The sequence below is a fragment of the Paenibacillus caseinilyticus genome (assembly GCF_027533645.1).
Taxonomy (GTDB): Bacteria; Bacillota; Bacilli; order Paenibacillales; family NBRC-103111; genus Paenibacillus_G; species Paenibacillus_G caseinilyticus.
The window spans coordinates 226,776-243,584 of record NZ_JAQAGY010000006.1; the positions used below are offsets into that span (position 1 = coordinate 226,776).

The window sequence follows — 16,809 nt, forward strand, 5'->3', positions numbered from 1 at the left end:
CGTCAGTCACCTGGCTCGTCTGACAACTGCTGCATGACCGTCCCGTTCTTACTCTGCAATCCGTACGCCTTGCACGAAGATATTGACGGAATCGACCTGCAGACCCGCCACTTCCCCCAGCATATACTTTACTTTGGTTTGAACATTGTGGGCCACGACCGAGATCTTGGTGCCGTAGCTGACAACGATATACAAATCTATAGTCAGTACGCCATCTTCGTCACGGTGGACTTCCACACCGCGGCTCAGATTGTCACGGCGCAGCAATTCGGCGATCCCGTCCTTGAACTGGTTTCGGGACGCCATCCCGACGAGTCCATAACAATCCAAAGCAGCGGATCCTGCAAGCACGGAGATCACTTCATCCGTCACATAAACCTTGCCATATTGTGTAGCCAATTCGACAGCCATCTCCATACAGCTCCTTTATCACCCAGATTAGGATGGACTACGTTCCATTGTACTATATCTTTTGGAAGAAATGAAGAAGCGCATCCGGCAGGGGACGGAGAACGGACAATCCCCCCGGGCCCGGGCCCGCCAAGGCTCGGAAGGCAGGGTCTATGCGCTGCAAAATGGGGGCGGTCTCAGGCTCCCAATCCCGGCTTGGGCAATAGAGGAAGAAAATCAGGCGTTCCACGTTGACGGGCTTTATCTTCGTGTGCTATGATATTTGAGTGTGTTTTTGAAAGCGGTTGGTTTTAAGGAGGTGTAAGCAATGTCCCGCAAATGTTTTATCACTGGTAAAGGTCCGGGTACCGGCAACAACGTATCCCACGCGAACAACAAGACAAGACGCACTTGGGGCGTCAACGTTCAGAAAGTTCGTATTCTGGTAAACGGTAAGCCGAAGCGCGTTTGGGTTAGCGCAAAGGCACTGAAATCCGGCAAAGTTACTCGCGTTTAATTTTCGCGTCAGCAAACAAAAAGCACCTGAGCAATCAGGTGCTTTTTTACGTTGCCGGAATACCTTGGGAGCGGTAGGTGCACGGGATCCGTACGCCGGCTAAGTTTGCGGTGGCGGCACCCCGGCAGGGCTCCTCTGCTCCGGGGGCCGGTAGAAAAGGCACATCACCTCTCTGCTCCAGCTCTGCGGAATCTAGCGGGAGCAGCCGCTTGACACTCCTCATAGACCGGAAGACAAGACCTCCCTCCACCGCCAGCACAAGGCCCCGGACCGGTCTTCTGCGCTTCCCTGCCCGCCTCCGGCAGCCACGGGACGCCCCGGCTCTGGCCGATGGGAGAGGCTTCCTGCCTTATGTAAGAACGAAGCACCGTACCATCAAGAGAGCAGGTACGAATCCGCTGCCAGCCTGGGGTGCTGCCGGCAGGATGCCGGGCTGCCCGGGGAGGGCTTCGCCCTTTGTCTGCGCTGTCCGCTCTCCTGCTCCCGGTGCCTCCGAACCGGCCTATGCCTTCGCTTTTGCCGCCTTCGCATCCGTCGGGCGGTCCGGGCCCGCCTGCCGGCGTTCTTCTCCCGCACCCGATCCTGCACGCCGTCCGCGGCCGTCCCGCGGGGCCACCGTCCGATAAGGGACACGCCTGCCTCAGCCTCTATACAGCTCGGCAGGCCAGTGTGCCTTTCCCTCTTCGCCAGGAGCCCCCGCCCACCTTCAGTTTTTGCTGAAGGTGTTCAGGACGGCCTTCACGAACCCACCCAAAAATTTCGGAAGCTTGATCGTGTAAAATTTCATTATGCGTTCTCCTCCCTCCGGGTTTTGCGGTGCAAAACCGTTTCGTAAGCACTGCGGAGTTCTTATGCGGCATTCGGGCTTCGCCGGGCATGACTCGTGCTGTTCTCTAGAGATTCCGGCCCGGCTTCGGTGTTCTCCACAGCAAATCCGCTCGTAAGCATTATATTCCGCTCCAGCCAAAACGTGCCTGTCTTTCCCGTCATTCCCCCAAATGAGGTTCCTGCCAGCCGGCCCAGCATACGTACCGTCTACGCCTGTCATGGCCTTGCCCATCGTTACCTGTATCCCACGCAAAAAAATGGTTACAAAAATCCAGCCTTAGCCGTACTTTTGTAACCATGTGTATGCCCCAAAGGGACAGAATATGCTATTGGCGCGTCCTTCCTCAGGCAGGGATCCCCTGTCCCGTTGCGGTCAAATAGACCGCGTAAAAGACCGTATAGATGAAATAAAAGAGAATTGTCGTTACCACGAAAGCAATCCGCGGTCCCCGTTCCTCGAACTTTTTGAAAAACTGGATGCCGATATACAGCGCCCCGAGAGAGAACAGGTATTTCACCAAATCCCCGATCATGGAGAAAAGAAACAGCAGCGCTGCGCAGATCAGGCTGTAGCCGATGATCTTAAGAGCGCGCATTCGCCGCCCCGCTCCCCTCGCGGATGCTGCGGATGGCTGCCGCACGGTCCGCTTGGCCGAAGATGGCGTTGCCGGCCACAAGCACATTCGCTCCGGCCTCCACTACGAGCTTGGCGGTTTCGGCATTGATGCCGCCGTCCACTTCGATATCGACGCGCTGCAGCCCGCGCTCGTCGAGCCGGCGCCGCAGATCCGAGATCTTCGGCAGCATGGCCGGGATGAACTTCTGGCCGCCGAAGCCCGGGTTGACCGTCATGATCAGCACGAGATCCAGCAGGCCGTCTTCCATGACATGGTCGAGAACGGAGAGCGGGGTGGCCGGATTCAGCACCACGCCTGCACCGATCCCCTGTTCCTTGATCAGGGACAGGGTCCGGTGCAGATGCACGCAGGCTTCCGCATGGACCGAGATGAGATGGGCACCCGCCTTGGCGAAAGCAGGGATATAGCTGTCCGGGCGCTCGATCATGAGATGCACATCGAGCGGCAGCGCCGTCTTCGGACGGATCGACTCCACGACCAGCGGGCCGATCGTAATATTCGGTACGAAGTGGCCGTCCATGACGTCCACGTGAATCCAGTCGGCTCCTCCCCGTTCCACTTCGGCGATATCCTCGCCGAGGCGGGAGAAGTCTGCGGACAGAATTGACGGTGCAATGCGCAGCATGCTAGTACCTCCTCTTTTTGTCTCGGATCTCCTGCAGGAACTGCAGGTAATTGTGGTACCGGGAGGCCGAGATCAGGCCCTCCGCCTGCGCGGATTGGACCCTGCAGTCCGGCTCGTGCAGATGCAGACAGCCCCGGAACCGGCATTGTTCCGCGTAGGGGGCGAACTCGCGGAAGCAGCTCCCGAGCCCTTCTGCCTCCACCTGCAGAAAGTCCAGCTGGGAGAAGCCCGGCGTATCCGCCACAAGCCCCCCGTTCTGCAGACGGATCAGCTCCACGTGCCGGGTCGTATGCTTCCCCCGCCCCAGCTTCATGGAGATGGCATTGGTCTCGAGGTGGAGTCCCGGAACCATCGCATTAAGCAGCGAGGACTTGCCGACCCCCGACTGCCCCGCGAACACGCTGATGCGCCCGGCGAGCTTCTCCAGCACGCCTTCCACCCCAATCCCTTCCTTCGCACTCGTGATGAACATCGAGTAACCGATGGACTCGTACAGCTCCGATACGGGGCCGAGATCCACCGCCCCGGCAGCTTCGCCGGGCTCTGCGAGCAAATCCCGCTTCGTCAGACAGATGATCGTGTCGAGCCCGGCACTCTCCGTATGCACGAGGAACTTGTCCAGCAGCGGCAGGTTGAGCGCCGGCTCGTCGATCGAGAATACGAGCACAGCCTGATCGACGTTCGCCACGGGCGGCCGGATCAGTTCGGAAGAACGGGGGAGCACCTCGGTGACCGTCCCCTCGCCGTTCTCCGTCAGTTCAAACTCGACGCGGTCTCCGACGAGCGGAGAAATGCCCCGCTTCTTGAAGACGCCCCGGGCCCGGCACTGCACCGTCTCCGATTCCGCGGCCCCTTCGGGCAGCACATAGTAATATCCGCTTAAAGCCTTGACGATTAATCCCGCTGGCATTATGGATTTTGGCCTCCTGTGCCTGTCGTTTTGCCGGGCGCGTTCGCCGGCGCCCCCGATCCGGCAGCGGGCGTCTCCGTTCCCGGTTTCGCTGTGCCCGTGCCGGCTCCCGCTCCGCCATTATCCGCCGGAGGGGTCTTCTGCTCCGCAGCGCCGGACGCGCCCGTACTTTCAGGGCCCGTGCCGGCTCCCGGCGTGAACGGTTTCCCGCTTTTGCCGTGGGTTTTGAAATCTTCATACGTGACCGTAATCACATCGACAACGGTATTGTCCGCTTTGATCTGGATCGATGCGTTCTGATCCGGGGAGACGACGACATTCACCTGGAACGTCTGAAGCTTATCCACGCCGGTCACCGTCTGATACTCGGCGCTCTCCCGGGAAGCGTCCGTCAAGATGATCTTGACGGTGGATACCGCCCCTTCCTTGGCCGGGCGGATCGGTACGTTCACCGTCATCTGTCCCGCTTCCTTCGGCAGTCCCGACGACACAGTCAGCGTGATCTCCGTTCCCACCGGCACCGCCTCGTCCGGCTTATAAGGGAACTGGCTGATGACCTTGCCTTGGCTGAGCTTGTAGTTCTCCTGGTAGCTGACGCCGTCCTTCGCGATCTTGAGCTTGTTGACGAGAATCTTGTTGCGGGCCTCATTCTCCGACAGGCCGATCAGATTCGGCATCGGAATCGTCTCGAGTCCCTTGCTCACGATCAGCCCGACCTTGGTGGTCGCCGGATCGGTGAACTCCGCCTCGGGTGCAGGGGTTTGGGTCAGAACCACCCCCGGCTCCTCGTCGATGTGCTTCTCATCAATCTTGATATTATCGTCCTTGATGCCAAGCTGCAGCAGCTTGATCTTCGCATCGGTCACCTTCTGCTTCGTGAGATCAGGCATCTTCTGCACCGGAGGCCCCATGCTCACCGTCAGCTTCACCTTGGAATCCTTGCGGATTCTCAGGTCCACCTTGTCCTGCCGGATCACGATATCCTTCGCAATCTCCGCGCTGCTCTGCCCCTCCGTCTCTACGGTCAGGCCCAGCTGCTCGAGCGCCGCTTTGGCTTCCGTCACCGGCTTCATCGTCACATTAGGCACCAAGACGTCCTGAGGCGCCAGCGTCACCGCCTGAACGTAACGGACCAGATACCACATGCCTCCCACAAGCACGGCCAGAATCAAAAGCCACACGAAGGGCTTGACCCAGCCTTTTTTCTTTTTTCCGGGGGGCATCTCCACCGGAGGAGGAGCCGACACGGGCTTCGGCTTCGGCTCCTCCTCCTCGTCCGCCAGGATTTCATACTGACCCGGACGGATGGCCGGCATAACCCGCGTCCGCTCCTCGTCCATATCGTCGTCATCGAAGAAGCTGACCTTGGGCTCGCCCCGGCGGTGGGGCTGCAGGCAGGACTCCAGATCGCCGAGCATATCCTTGGCGGTACGGTAGCGCTCCGCCGTGCTTTTGCGCATGGCCTTCAGGATAATATTCTCGACGCTCTGCGGAATGAGCGGATTCACCTTGCGCGGCGCCTCCACGTCCTCCTGCAGATGCTTCAGCGCTACCGAGATGGGGCTCTCGCCGAGGAACGGGAGACGTCCCGTCAGCATCTGGTACATGACGATCCCGAGCGAATACAGGTCGGACTGCTCTCCGGTCGTCGTGCCCTTGGCATGCTCGGGCGAGAAGTAATGGACCGATCCGACAACCGACCCCGTCTGGGTAATCGTCGAGGAGGTCACGGCACGGGCGATACCGAAGTCGGTTACTTTGACCCGGCCGTTCTTCCCGATCAGAATGTTATGCGGCTTGATATCCCTGTGAATAATCTGGTTATAATGGGCGTGGTCCAGCGCATCGCAGATCTGTCCCGCTATATGTACGGCTTCCTCCACCTGGAGAGGGGCCTTTTCCTTGATCCGGTCATTGAGGGTCGTGCCTTCGACATACTCCATGACGATGTAATGCACGTCATCTTCCTGGCCGACGTCATAGATGCTGACCACGTTCGGATGCGACAATGAGGCTGCGGCTTGTGCTTCGCGGCGAAATCTCTGGATGAATTCTTCATCATGCACATACTGCTGACGCAGTATTTTTACGGCGACATGGCGATGCAGTAATATATCTAGTCCCTTATAAACGATGGCCATTCCGCCGCCGCCGACCCGCTCGAGAATCTCATAACGTCCTCCAAGCTGCCTACCGATCATTGATGTCCTCACCTCGCTTCTCCGTCGTTAGATGTCTCCGGATCGGGTCCGTTGGCCACAAGCACTACCGTCACGTTGTCGTCTCCACCCGCATCGAGCGCTTCCTTGATCAGGCGCTGCGCCTTCGCTTCCAGGTCTTCCGGAACGCTGGCCGCCTGGAGGATGCGGTCATCCTCTACGAGGCCGCAGAGCCCGTCACTGCACAGCAGCAGAAGATCCCCCTTCTGCCACGACACTTCCTGCACGTCGACTTCAATCGTCGGTTCCGTGCCGAGCGCCCGGGTGAGCACATTGCGCCGGGGATGGTGGCTGGCTTCCTCGCGCGAGATCTGGCCGTTCTTCACGAGCTCATTGACGAGGGAATGATCCTCCGTCAGCTGCTCGATCCGTCCGCCGCCGATCCGGTAGGCCCGACTGTCGCCGATATGGGCGATCACCGCGCGCTCCGGGCTCGCCAGGGCAGCGACGACCGTCGTGCCCATCCCGTGGTAATGCTCCCGCTGCGAAGCGAATTCGAATACTTTTTCGTTGGCGACCTCAATAGCCGACTTCAGCTGCCGCTGCCGCTCTTCCGAACTTACGCTGGCATCCAGGAACTGGATTCCTACCTGGATCAGCTCTACTGCCATCTGACTTGCAATATCTCCGGCCTGATGGCCGCCCATGCCGTCCGCCACAATGGCCAGACTCCAGCCGTTCAGGTCTTCCTTCACGACTGCCCGGTCCTCATTGACCGTGCGCACACGGCCGATGTCAGACAGATAGCAAAGTCTCAGCATCGCTTGGTTCACCTCGCACCCGACTCCATATGCTTAGCCCGCAGCTGCCCGCAGGCGGCGGCGATATCGCTGCCCTGCTCTCGGCGTATGGTGGCGTTGATTTTATTTTTCTCGAGAATGCGCTGGAACGTAAAAATATCATTGCGCGGCGTACGCACAAAATTGCGCTCGGACACAAAGTTAACCGGAATGAGGTTCACGTGAGCCATCGGGAAGGACTGCAGCACTTGGCCAAGCTCCTCCGCATGCTCCGGCTGGTCGTTCACACCGCCCATCAGGGCGTATTCGAACGTGATCCGCCGTCCCGTCTTCGCGACGTAATACTTGCACGCCTCGATCAGATCAGCGAACGGAAAACGCCGGTTCACCGGCATAAGCTTGGAGCGGAGCGCATCGTTCGGCGCATGGATCGAGATCGCCAGGTTGATCTGGGTCTCCTCTTCGGCGAACTTGTAGATGTTCGGCACAATGCCGCTCGTCGACACCGTAATGTGGCGCTGGCCGATGTTGAGCCCTTTGGGGTGAATCATCACGCGCAGGAACGTCATCACCGCATCGTAGTTCTCGAACGGCTCGCCGATGCCCATAATGACGATCGAGCTGACCCGCTCTCCTGACTCGTCGAGAAGCTGCTGCGCTTTGACCACCTGGGCGATAATCTCGCCCGGCGTCAAGTTCCGCTTCAGCCCGCCGAGTGTCGAGGCGCAGAACGTACAGCCGACCCGGCAGCCCACCTGCGTCGTCACGCAGATCGAGTTGCCATAGCTGTGCTTCATGACGACCGTCTCGATCGCGTTCTTGTCCGCAAGCTCGAACAGGAATTTGACGGTGCCGTCCTTGGAACGGTAGTGCGCCACTTCATGCAGCGTGACAAAATCGAACTGCTCCCGCAGCTTGTCCCGCAGCGATTTGGGCAGGTTCGTCATTTCGTCAAAGTTTGATATTCTTTTCACATAAAGCCAATCGAAAATCTGGCCTGCCCGGAATCCGGACTCCCCGTTCTCCTTGACCCACTCCTGCCACTGCTCGAAGGAGTAGTCATAGACGTACGGCTTGCCTTCCGGCATATTGTCTTTTGTTACCATATGGATCACAACCTGTTTATCAAATGTGAGCAAATGCTGCAAGTCTGAATGAATACGGACGATAAAAGCGTGTATTCGTGAAAAGAGACGAGAAACTGGGGCCCTCGGAGGAACACGGATGTACCGCGTTCTAGAGGGCGGCCAAAACACATCCCTAAAGGGAATGCAGGGGTAACGCACCCGTGCTGCCATGCCGTCAGGTCGAAGTGACACTTAGGTCTTGGTGCCTGCGGGTTCAGCCCCGGTTCAAATCCGGGTAGATTCCCCGGTATGCCCGCATCGCCGGACCTTCCCCTGCGGCCGCTCCGGCTGTTCCATGTAACGGAGCCGGACCGCAATCAACCTCCGGCATGCCCAGCCTTGCGGGCTGAGGCCTATCACATCAGGGCCAACCTATATTGTACCATATTCCCAGCCCTTATGCCCGCTTGCGCAAGCGGGCGATATAGAAGCCGTCCGAGCCGTAATCGTACGGCATGATCTGCACCGAAGCCCCGTCTGCGGAGGCGGCTTCTTGGCCTGCAGGCACCGCAGACGGCGGAGGAGCATCCGGTACGAATTCCGGATGACGCGCGAGGAAGGCGCGGACCGCCTCCCCGTTCTCCGACGGCTCGACCGTACAGGTGCTGTAGACGAGCACGCCGCCCGGCTTCACCAGACCGTGCACCGCTTCCAGCAGCTCCTGCTGAATGGCGCAGATCCCGCCGAGCTCCGCTTCCGTCTTCGTCCACTTCATGTCGGGCTTGCGGCGGATCACACCGAGGCCCGAGCAGGGCGCGTCGAGCAGAATGCGGTCGAAGCTCTCCGGCGCATAATGCTCCGGCAGCCGTCTGGCGTCCGCCGTCAGCGTCGTGATGCTCTCATGGCCGAGCCGCTCGGCCTGCTCGCGGATCAGGCCCTGCTTGTGCTCATGCACATCGCAAGCCACAATCTCGCCGCGGCCTTCCATCTTCTCGGCCAGATGCGCCGTCTTGCCGCCCGGCGCGGCGCAGCAGTCGAGCACCCGCTCGCCCGGCTGCGGGTCGACCCATTCCGCTACGAGCATGGAGCTCTCGTCCTGAATCGAGTAGACCCCGTCCGCATAATCCTGCGTCAGGGCCATGTTGCCGCCGCCGCGCACGATGACGCCCGCCGGGGCCAGCGGGGAAGGCTCCGCTTCGAAGCCTTCCCCGCGCAGCCGCTCGATCAGCGCCTCGCGCGAGAGCCTGCGCGTGTTCACCCGAAGGCTAACCCGCGGCGGCTCGTTGTTCGCCTCGCACAGCCGCTGCGCGGCTTCTTCGCCGAACTGGGCGATCCAGCGCCGCACCAGCCATTCGGGGTGCGACGCACTCAGAGCGATCCGCTTCGCGGCAGGCAGCCCTTCCGGAAGCACCAGCTCCGTGCGGCGGCGCAGCACACTGCGCAGCACGCCGTTGACCATGCCGGAGATTCCCTGGTGGCCGCGGCGGCGGGCGATGCCCACCGCTTCGTTCGTCACGGCATGATCCGGGACGCGGTCCAGGTAATAGAGCTGATAGAAGCTCAGCCGGAGCAGGCTTCGCACCCATGGCTCCAGCTTCGAGAGCCCCTTGCTGACAAAGCTCTCCAGAAAATAGTCGATCGTGTTCAACCGCTGCAGCGTACCGTACACAATCTCCGTCGCGAGGCCCGCGTCGGGACGTGACAGCTTGTACTTCTGCAGCGTCTGGTGCAGCAGCAGGTTGCTGTAGCTGCGGTCCTGCTCGGTACGCACCAGCACGTCCAGCGCAGCTTCACGCAGCGAACCGGACGTGCGTCCGGGCGGCCTTGCCCCGCCGCCGCGCCGGGCGCCGGATGCTCCGCGGCGTTCCTCGCCTCCGGAGCCTGCGCCGGCCTCCGCAGCCTGATCGGCGGCGGGCGGCTTCGGCCCCCCGCTCGTCCCTGCCGCACGCGGAGCGCCCGTCCAAGGCTTATGGCCTGGAGGCATGGCACCGCCCTGCGGTGGACGCCGCCTTACGGCGCTGTCGAGCCCGGCCTTCGCCCGGGATCCGCTCCCGCCAGCCCTAGCCGCACCCGGGCCGCCAGACTGCGGTCCCCCTGCGCTGCCGGGCTTCCGGCCGCCGGCGCTGCGGCTTGCTCCCTGTCCCCGGCCGGGTTCTCTTGTTCCTTCGCTCATGCTCTCTCCGCCCCCTGGCTTCCCAATACCGAGCCGCGCTGCAGCTGTCCGCCCCGTGCCAGCGTAGCGGCATCCATCGCCTTCTTGCCCGCCGGCTGGACCTCGGTCAACCGCACCACGCCGGAGCCGGCCGCGACGGCAATGCCGCGTTCGCCCGCTTCGAGCACCGTACCGGGTACGGTGCCCTGCGGAGCCTGCTCTGCCGTATCAGGCTTCGCGCACTGCCACACCTTCAACACCTCGCCGTTCCACAAGGTGAACGCCCCGGGCCGCGGATGCAGCGCACGGACGAGCTGCCAGATCTCCGCAGCGGAGCGGGACCAATCGATGCGCTCCTGCTCCCGGGTAATATTCGGCGAATAGACCGCTTCCGCGTCGTTCTGCGCTACCGCCAGCACACGCCCGGCGAGCAGGTCCGGCAGGGTATCCTGCAGCAGCTGCGCGCCGGCGGTGCTCAACTTGTCGAACATCGTGCCCGTCGTATCCGTGTCTTCGACCGGCACTTCAATCTTCGATATCATGTCGCCGGTGTCGAGGCCTTCGGCCATGTACATAATCGTGACGCCCGTTACCGGATCGCCGTTCATGACGGCATAATGAATCGGAGCGCCGCCCCGGTATTTGGGCAGGAGCGACGCATGGATATTGATGCAGCCGAGCTTCGGCAGATCAAGCACCGATTTCGGCAGAATCTGGCCGTATGCCGCCGTCACGATGAGATCCGGAGCGAGCTCCCGCAGCGCTTCCACCGACTCGGGCCGGCGCAGCCGCTCCGGCTGCAGTACGGGCAGCCCGTGAAGCTCCGCTTCCACCTTCACCGGCGTCGGGGTCAGCACCCGTTTGCGGCCGACCGGACGGTCGGGCTGCGTTACGACGCCAACCACCTGGACGCCTTCATAAGCGAGCAGCGTGCGAAGGGGCAGCACCGCGAATTCCGGCGTGCCCATAAAAACGATCCTCATGCTTCTTCACTTTCCTTCGACGGCTCGTTGCGGTACACGCTCTCCGCGAGATCCGTATAGAGCACCCCGTTCAGGTGGTCCACCTCATGCTGGATGCAGCGCGAGAGCAGCTCCGTCCCTTCGATGACGATTTCCTCACCGTGACGGTTGAGTCCTTTGACTTTTACCCGCTCGTAGCGCTTGACATCTCCCGAGAACCCTGGAATGCTGAGGCACCCTTCCGGCCCGATCATCTCGCCTTCCTTCTCGATGATCTCCGGATTGATCAGTTCGATCAGTCCGCCCTGCTCTTCGCCGCAATCCATCACGATCACGCGTTTCAGAATGCCGATCTGAGGCGCGGCCAGGCCGACGCCCTCCGCATCGTACATCGTGTCCGCCATATCGTCCAGCAGCTTGATAATGTTCGGAGTGATTTTGGGAACCGGTTTGCATTTCTCCCGGAGTACCGGGTCCGGGTCTTTTACGATCATGCGAATTGCCATGTTATCCACCATCCTTCAAGTTTCAAGAAAACCGCAAACGCCGCCGTCCTGCCACAGGCACACCTGCGCCGCTCATCTATTTATATGCCGTCATCCGGCTTCATTACATCAACAGCTGGGGATCCACGTCGATCGATACGGTCAGCTTCTGCGACTTCACGGCGTCTTCCAGCACAGAAGCCGCCTGTTCGACGATCTTGGCGATGTCCTGATCTCCCCGATATTTTATCATGCATTGGAACCGATATCTATCCTTGATCCGCGAGATCGGCGACGCTACAGGGCCGAGCACTTCCAGCTCCACGCCCTGCTCCCGGCGCTCCGCCGCCAGCTCCTTGAGCCGGGACGCAAGCACTTCCCCCGAGCGGATCAGCAGCTGCACCTGTTCATGGGACAGCGTGATGAGCACCAGCCGGTGGAACGGCGGATAGTTATGAAGCCTGCGCATCATCATCTCTTTGCGCATGAAGCCCATATAATCGTGACGGCTGGCGGAGACGATGCTGTAGTGCTCCGGCGTATAGGTCTGCACGAACACCTCGCCCGGAAGTTCGTGCCGTCCGGCCCGCCCGGCCACCTGAGTCAGCAGCTGGAAGGTCCGCTCCGCCGCACGGAAATCCGGCAGGTTGAGCACCGAGTCCGCAGCCAGCGCGCCGACCAGGGTCACATAAGGGAAATCGAGCCCCTTCGCGACCATCTGCGTGCCGAGCAGCACGTCCGCCTGCCGGTTGCCGAACATCGTCAGCCATTTCTCGTGCGAGCCCTTCTCCGTAGTCGTATCGACGTCCATCCGGATGACCCGGATGCCGGGGAACAGCTTCGCCAGCTCCTCTTCGACCCGCTGGGTACCGGTGCCGAAGTGGCGGATGTGCTCGCTGCCGCAGTCCGGACAGAGGGCCAGCTCCCGCTCGGCATAGCCGCAGTAGTGGCAGCGGATCGCCCGCGAGCTCTGGTGGTACGTCAGCGATATATCGCAGTGCGGACAGTCGGCGACATAGCCGCAGGTCCGGCACATGACGAACGTGGCGTACCCCCGGCGGTTCAGCAGCAAAACGATCTGTTCTTTCTTGTGTAACCGTTCTTCGATCGCTTTATACAGACCGCGGCTGAACATCGAACGGTTGCCGGTCTTGAGCTCTTCCCGCATATCGATGATTCTTACCGGAGGCAGCGGCCTGCCTTCCACCCGAGAAGGCATCGACAGCAATTCGAACGCGGGACGCTCCGGGGTCGCCGCCTGCGCCGCTTCCGCCGAAGTGCGGTACATGCTCTCGAGCGACGGCGTCGCCGAGCCGAGAATGACCGAAGCCCCGTGCTCCGCGGCCCGGGCGATCGCTACGTCGCGCGAGTGATACTTGGGGCTCTCTTCCTGCTTATACGTCGTTTCGTGTTCTTCATCGATAATGATAAGTCCAAGTTTCGTAAAAGGGGCAAAAATGGCCGACCGCGCGCCGATCACCACACTGACCTCCCGGCGCGCGATTTTGCGCCATTCGTCATAGCGCTCGCCGTGCGACAGCCGACTGTGCAGCACCGCCACCCGGTTGCCGAAGCGTCCTTTGAAGCGTTCGACCATCTGCGGGGTCAAGGCAATCTCAGGCACGAGCACGATCGCCTCGCGTCCTTGATCCAGACAGGTTTGAATCGACTGCAGGTATACCTCCGTCTTCCCGCTGCCGGTGACCCCGTGAAGCAGGAAGACCCGCTGCCGCTCTGACAGCACGGCATCCCGGATCCGCCCGAACACGCCCTCCTGCTCCGGCGTCAGCGCCAAGGGCGTCGTCGGCTTGAAGGTCCGGGAAGCGTACGGATCCCGCTGCACTTCCACTTCCTCGATCCGCAGCCACCCCCGGTCCGCCAGCGCCTTCACACTGCCTGCCGATATATTCAGCTCCGAGAGCAGATCCGTCAGCTTGATCGGCTCCGCATGCCGGATAAAATGCTCCAGCACCTCGCGCTGCTTCGCCGCCTTGGCCGGCACTTCTCCGAGCCAGGCTTCCAGCTGCCCGGGATCCTCCGGAGCAAACACCGTCAGCGCCTTCTTGGCGGACATCCGGTCTTTGACCATCTGAATTTCGACCAAAAAACCTTCGTCGAGCAGCGCCTTCACGAGAGGGGCCTCCTCTGCGAACTTGTCCATCAAGGACTGCAGCTCCACACTCTCCTGCCGCCGGACATAGCGCAGAATCTCCTCCTGCATCGGGACAAGGAGAGGCAGCACACCAGCGTCCCCCGGCTCTGCCGCTTTGACGTGACGCTCGTATTTGGCTTTGAGCGCCCCCGGGAGCATCGCCTGCAGCGCCGTCACCTCATGGCAGAGGTAGGTCCGGGAGATCCAAGCGCCCAGCCTCACCAGCTCCGCCGTCAGGGGAGGCTGCAGGTCCATCACCTGCTTGATCGGCTTCACCTTGGACGGATCGAGCTCCGTGCCCGGGTGCAGATCCACAACGAACCCCTGCACGGTCCGGGGCCCGAAGGGCACGCCCACCCGGGAGCCCACCGCCACAAGCTCCCTCATATGGACCGGAATACTGTAATCAAAAGCCCGGTTCGTCGGCCGGGCCGGCACATCAACAATGACTTTCGCGTACATGCTTCGGTTCATTCCCCCTTCGGGAGCCGCTTCGCGATCAAGGCGAGCAGCCGTGCAGCCACTTCCTGCTTGGAGAGCATCGGCAGCGCTTCGACGAGTCCTCCCTGATCATAGATCCGGACCAGGTTGGTATCCGTACCGAAGCCCGCCCCCTCTACCGTCACGTCATTGGCGACGAGCAGGTCGGAACGCTTGCGCTTCAGCTTCTCGGTCGCGAACGCCTCTACATTCTGAGTCTCTGCGGCGAAGCCGACAAGGAACTGGGTCGTCTTCCTCTCCCCGAGCTCTGCCAGAATATCCGGATTCTTCACGAGCTGCAGGGTCATGTCTTCCGACTTCTTCTTGATCTTCTGCTGTTCCGCCTCGGCCGGCCGGTAATCGGCGACGGCAGCGGCCTTGATGATGATATCCTGGCTCTCCATCCGGTAGAGCACCGCCTCCCTCATATCGAGCGCCGATTCCACACGGACGACCTCCACACCCGCAGGTACCGGCACGGATGCTCTGCCGGTAACGAGCGTAACCGCCGCCCCCATGCGCCTGGCCTCTTCCGCAATGGCATACCCCATCTTCCCTGAGGAGTCGTTGGTCAGGTAACGGACCGGGTCGATGCGTTCCACGGTCCCTCCCGCCGTTACGAGCAGCCGGCGGCCCCTCAGCAGCCCCTCATCGGCAAAATAGCTCTGCAGCACCCCCGCTATTTCTTCCGGTTCGGCCAGCCTTCCTTTGCCCACGTAGCCGCAAGCCAGCTGCCCTACACCTGGTTCGATGAAGCGCACGCCCCGGGAGGCCAGCGTCTGCAGATTCGCCTGGACCGCCGGATGCGCGAGCATATGCACATTCATCGCCGGAGCTACGAACACAGGCGCCGTGGTCGCGAGGAGCGTCGTACTGAGCATATCATCCGCAAGGCCCAGCGCCATCTTGCCGATCAGGTTGGCCGTTGCCGGAGCAACCACCACGGCGTCGGCCCGGTCCGCGAGGTCGATGTGCATGACGACCGAAGGGTCCTTCTCATCGAAGGTGTCGATCGCCACTTCATGGCGCGACAGCGCCTGGAAGGTCAGCGGGGCGACGAATTTGGCCGCCGATTCCGTCATGATAACCCTCACCTGCGCTCCTGCCTGAGTCAACTTGCTGCAGAGTGCCGCCGCTTTATAGGCCGCAATCCCGCCGCACACACCCAGCACTACCGTTTTTCCTTGGAGCATGGGGCTCCCCTCCCGTCATCCAGACCTATGGGCTCCGTCCATTCACGCAAACCGTCCTTCCCAAGGCGAGAACGGTTTGCGTGAGTGCCGTGCCCTAAGCAGCGCACGCAAACGTGCGTTCGGTTCCAATAAACAACACTGCACCGCCCTTAACGGACGGTGCGCATGTTCCCCGCCTTCCTGCCGTCTCCCGAAAGAGAGGCTGCCGGAAGGGGCATAAGGCAATTTCAAAAAAATAACAACCCGAGGGTTGTCGTTTTATTTCAGAGATTCTTTGGGCGGCAGTTTCTCGTAGGATACATGATCCTCGTAGATCTCTTCGAGCGCCAGGCCTACCTGCTTGTGCGAACGCTTGTTGCGCACTTCGGTCTTGGCTCCGTCCCGCAGCGAGCGTGCGCGCTTGGAAGCGGCAACGACCAGGGAGTACTTGCTGTCGACTTTGTCGAGCAGCTTATCAATGGAAGGATACAGCATTATTTTTTCACCTCCGCCATCCAGTGTTGAATCTTGGCTACCATGCGGTCCTTACGGCAGTGCTCTGCCGTCAGTATGCTGCGGATCTGCGAACAGGCGTGATCGACCTGATCGTTCACGATGGCATAATCATAATGCTCCATCATGGCGATCTCGTCAACGGCCACGGACATCCGGCTGCGGATCACTTCTTCCGTCTCCGTCCCCCGGCCCACAATCCGGCTCTCCAGCTCGGTGAGAGACGGCGGCAGCAGGAACAAGAACACGCCTTCGGGGAACTTCTGCTTGACCTTCAGTGCGCCCTGCACTTCAATCTCGAGAATGATGTCCTTACCGCTGTTCAGCGTATCTTCCACGAACTTGCGCGGCGTACCGTAGTAATTACCCACATATTCTGCCCACTCGAGCACCTGGTCCTGCTCGATGAGCTGCTGGAACTGCTCTCTTGACTTAAAAAAATAATTCACCCCGTCGACTTCTCCTTCGCGAGGGCTTCGCGTCGTTGCCGACACGGAGTACACGATATCCGGAGCGCACTCCCGAAGCGCCTTGCAGACCGTCCCTTTGCCTACGCCCGAAGGGCCCGACAGTACGATCAGTATTCCTTTGTCGACCGGGGCATTCCCGTAATTACTCGTCATGATCATCGTCCTTGTTGGAAAGTCGATGCGCGACCGTCTCGGGCTGTACCGCGGACAGGATCACATGGTCGCTGTCCGTAATGATAACGGCACGGGTGCGGCGCCCGTACGTCGCATCGATCAGCATATGGCGGTCGCGCGCTTCTTGAATAATCCGTTTGATCGGCGCCGATTCCGGGCTCACAATGGATATGATACGATTCGCGGATACAATGTTCCCGAAACCGATGTTGATTAATTTGATCGCCATAGGTATCCCCCTGAACTTTCTTTTGCCGATTCGGCCGCTTGTGGTACCGGGTCTCTCTCTAGACTTACGCAGCGGCAGCCTTCTGG

17 protein-coding genes are annotated in these 16,809 nt (G+C 60.9%); 1 reads left to right on the forward strand and 16 read right to left on the reverse strand.

Going from position 1 to position 16,809, the window contains the following annotated elements; genetic code table 11:
- Window positions 1-48 precede the first annotated feature (48 nt).
- Window positions 49-411, reverse strand: coding sequence for an Asp23/Gls24 family envelope stress response protein (locus O9H32_RS11940; protein WP_269866320.1), 363 nt, complete (start codon window positions 409-411; stop codon window positions 49-51).
- A 307-nt stretch (window positions 412-718) separates the two neighbouring features.
- On the opposite strand from O9H32_RS11940, the gene rpmB reads away from it, so the two are divergent.
- On the forward strand, window positions 719-907 hold the full coding sequence (rpmB, locus tag O9H32_RS11945; protein ID WP_014371462.1) for a 50S ribosomal protein L28: 189 nt from the start codon (window positions 719-721) through the stop codon (window positions 905-907).
- 706 nt (window positions 908-1,613) lie between these two features.
- On the opposite strand, the gene spoVM is transcribed toward rpmB, so the two are convergent.
- From spoVM to remA, 15 genes are all read right to left on the reverse strand, one after another.
- Window positions 1,614-1,694: a stage V sporulation protein SpoVM gene (spoVM, locus tag O9H32_RS11950; protein ID WP_014652194.1), complete on the reverse strand. Its 81-nt coding sequence runs from the start codon at window positions 1,692-1,694 to the stop codon at window positions 1,614-1,616.
- Between the two features lie 385 nt (window positions 1,695-2,079).
- A complete protein-coding gene (locus tag O9H32_RS11955) occupies window positions 2,080-2,331 on the reverse strand; it encodes a hypothetical protein (RefSeq protein ID WP_269866321.1) in 252 nt (83 codons plus the stop codon).
- On the reverse strand, window positions 2,318-2,998 hold the full coding sequence (gene rpe / locus O9H32_RS11960; RefSeq protein WP_269866322.1) for a ribulose-phosphate 3-epimerase: 681 nt from the start codon (window positions 2,996-2,998) through the stop codon (window positions 2,318-2,320). The genes O9H32_RS11955 and rpe overlap by 14 nt, the downstream gene beginning before the upstream one ends.
- Window position 2,999: 1 nt before the next feature.
- Window positions 3,000-3,908, reverse strand: coding sequence for a ribosome small subunit-dependent GTPase A (gene rsgA, locus O9H32_RS11965; RefSeq protein WP_269866323.1), 909 nt, complete (start codon window positions 3,906-3,908; stop codon window positions 3,000-3,002).
- Window positions 3,908-6,109 (reverse strand): Stk1 family PASTA domain-containing Ser/Thr kinase, encoded by a 2,202-nt coding sequence (pknB, locus tag O9H32_RS11970; RefSeq protein ID WP_269866324.1) that lies wholly within the window; start codon window positions 6,107-6,109, stop codon window positions 3,908-3,910. The genes rsgA and pknB overlap by 1 nt, the downstream gene beginning before the upstream one ends.
- Window positions 6,110-6,117: 8 nt before the next feature.
- Entirely contained in the window at window positions 6,118-6,888 is a 771-nt protein-coding gene (locus O9H32_RS11975) for a Stp1/IreP family PP2C-type Ser/Thr phosphatase (protein ID WP_269866399.1), read from the reverse strand.
- Between the two features lie 8 nt (window positions 6,889-6,896).
- The gene (gene rlmN / locus O9H32_RS11980; protein WP_269866325.1) at window positions 6,897-7,973 is read right to left on the reverse strand and encodes a 23S rRNA (adenine(2503)-C(2))-methyltransferase RlmN; all 1,077 of its coding nucleotides are present in this window, start codon (window positions 7,971-7,973) and stop codon (window positions 6,897-6,899) included.
- Between the two features lie 418 nt (window positions 7,974-8,391).
- Window positions 8,392-9,918 carry a 16S rRNA (cytosine(967)-C(5))-methyltransferase RsmB gene (rsmB, locus tag O9H32_RS11985; protein ID WP_269866400.1) on the reverse strand — a complete coding sequence of 509 codons (1,527 nt, stop codon included), beginning with the start codon at window positions 9,916-9,918 and terminating at the stop codon, window positions 8,392-8,394.
- Window positions 9,919-10,103: 185 nt separating this feature from the next.
- On the reverse strand, window positions 10,104-11,069 hold the full coding sequence (gene fmt, locus O9H32_RS11990; RefSeq protein WP_269866326.1) for a methionyl-tRNA formyltransferase: 966 nt from the start codon (window positions 11,067-11,069) through the stop codon (window positions 10,104-10,106).
- Complete coding sequence (gene def / locus O9H32_RS11995) at window positions 11,066-11,554, reverse strand: peptide deformylase (RefSeq protein WP_269866327.1); 489 nt, start codon at window positions 11,552-11,554, stop codon at window positions 11,066-11,068. The genes fmt and def overlap by 4 nt, the downstream gene beginning before the upstream one ends.
- A gap of 103 nt (window positions 11,555-11,657) precedes the next feature.
- The gene (gene priA / locus O9H32_RS12000) at window positions 11,658-14,147 is read right to left on the reverse strand and encodes a primosomal protein N' (protein ID WP_269866328.1); all 2,490 of its coding nucleotides are present in this window, start codon (window positions 14,145-14,147) and stop codon (window positions 11,658-11,660) included.
- Between the two features lie 8 nt (window positions 14,148-14,155).
- Window positions 14,156-15,358 carry a bifunctional phosphopantothenoylcysteine decarboxylase/phosphopantothenate--cysteine ligase CoaBC gene (gene coaBC, locus O9H32_RS12005; protein WP_269866329.1) on the reverse strand — a complete coding sequence of 401 codons (1,203 nt, stop codon included), beginning with the start codon at window positions 15,356-15,358 and terminating at the stop codon, window positions 14,156-14,158.
- A gap of 258 nt (window positions 15,359-15,616) precedes the next feature.
- Window positions 15,617-15,832, reverse strand: coding sequence for a DNA-directed RNA polymerase subunit omega (gene rpoZ / locus O9H32_RS12010; protein ID WP_269866330.1), 216 nt, complete (start codon window positions 15,830-15,832; stop codon window positions 15,617-15,619).
- On the reverse strand, window positions 15,832-16,473 hold the full coding sequence (gmk, locus tag O9H32_RS12015; protein ID WP_269866331.1) for a guanylate kinase: 642 nt from the start codon (window positions 16,471-16,473) through the stop codon (window positions 15,832-15,834). The genes rpoZ and gmk overlap by 1 nt, the downstream gene beginning before the upstream one ends.
- Complete coding sequence (remA, locus tag O9H32_RS12020; protein ID WP_009672664.1) at window positions 16,463-16,723, reverse strand: extracellular matrix/biofilm regulator RemA; 261 nt, start codon at window positions 16,721-16,723, stop codon at window positions 16,463-16,465. The genes gmk and remA overlap by 11 nt, the downstream gene beginning before the upstream one ends.
- Window positions 16,724-16,809: the final 86 nt, after the last annotated feature.

Excerpts from the sequence above, each read along its gene's own strand:
- O9H32_RS11940 (WP_269866320.1), bottom strand. The coding sequence starts at position 411 with ATGGCTGTCGAATTGGCTACACAATATGGCAAGGTTTATGTGACGGAT.
- rpmB (WP_014371462.1), top strand. The coding sequence starts at position 719 with ATGTCCCGCAAATGTTTTATCACTGGTAAAGGTCCGGGTACCGGCAAC.
- spoVM (WP_014652194.1), bottom strand. The coding sequence starts at position 1,694 with ATGAAATTTTACACGATCAAGCTTCCGAAATTTTTGGGTGGGTTCGTG.
- O9H32_RS11955 (WP_269866321.1), bottom strand. The coding sequence starts at position 2,331 with ATGCGCGCTCTTAAGATCATCGGCTACAGCCTGATCTGCGCAGCGCTG.
- rpe (WP_269866322.1), bottom strand. The coding sequence starts at position 2,998 with ATGCTGCGCATTGCACCGTCAATTCTGTCCGCAGACTTCTCCCGCCTC.
- rsgA (WP_269866323.1), bottom strand. The coding sequence starts at position 3,908 with ATGCCAGCGGGATTAATCGTCAAGGCTTTAAGCGGATATTACTATGTG.
- pknB (WP_269866324.1), bottom strand. The coding sequence starts at position 6,109 with ATGATCGGTAGGCAGCTTGGAGGACGTTATGAGATTCTCGAGCGGGTC.
- O9H32_RS11975 (WP_269866399.1), bottom strand. The coding sequence starts at position 6,888 with ATGCTGAGACTTTGCTATCTGTCTGACATCGGCCGTGTGCGCACGGTC.
- rlmN (WP_269866325.1), bottom strand. The coding sequence starts at position 7,973 with ATGGTAACAAAAGACAATATGCCGGAAGGCAAGCCGTACGTCTATGAC.
- rsmB (WP_269866400.1), bottom strand. The coding sequence starts at position 9,918 with ATGCCTCCAGGCCATAAGCCTTGGACGGGCGCTCCGCGTGCGGCAGGG.
- fmt (WP_269866326.1), bottom strand. The coding sequence starts at position 11,069 with ATGAGGATCGTTTTTATGGGCACGCCGGAATTCGCGGTGCTGCCCCTT.
- def (WP_269866327.1), bottom strand. The coding sequence starts at position 11,554 with ATGGCAATTCGCATGATCGTAAAAGACCCGGACCCGGTACTCCGGGAG.
- priA (WP_269866328.1), bottom strand. The coding sequence starts at position 14,147 with ATGTACGCGAAAGTCATTGTTGATGTGCCGGCCCGGCCGACGAACCGG.
- coaBC (WP_269866329.1), bottom strand. The coding sequence starts at position 15,358 with ATGCTCCAAGGAAAAACGGTAGTGCTGGGTGTGTGCGGCGGGATTGCG.
- rpoZ (WP_269866330.1), bottom strand. The coding sequence starts at position 15,832 with ATGCTGTATCCTTCCATTGATAAGCTGCTCGACAAAGTCGACAGCAAG.
- gmk (WP_269866331.1), bottom strand. The coding sequence starts at position 16,473 with ATGACGAGTAATTACGGGAATGCCCCGGTCGACAAAGGAATACTGATC.
- remA (WP_009672664.1), bottom strand. The coding sequence starts at position 16,723 with ATGGCGATCAAATTAATCAACATCGGTTTCGGGAACATTGTATCCGCG.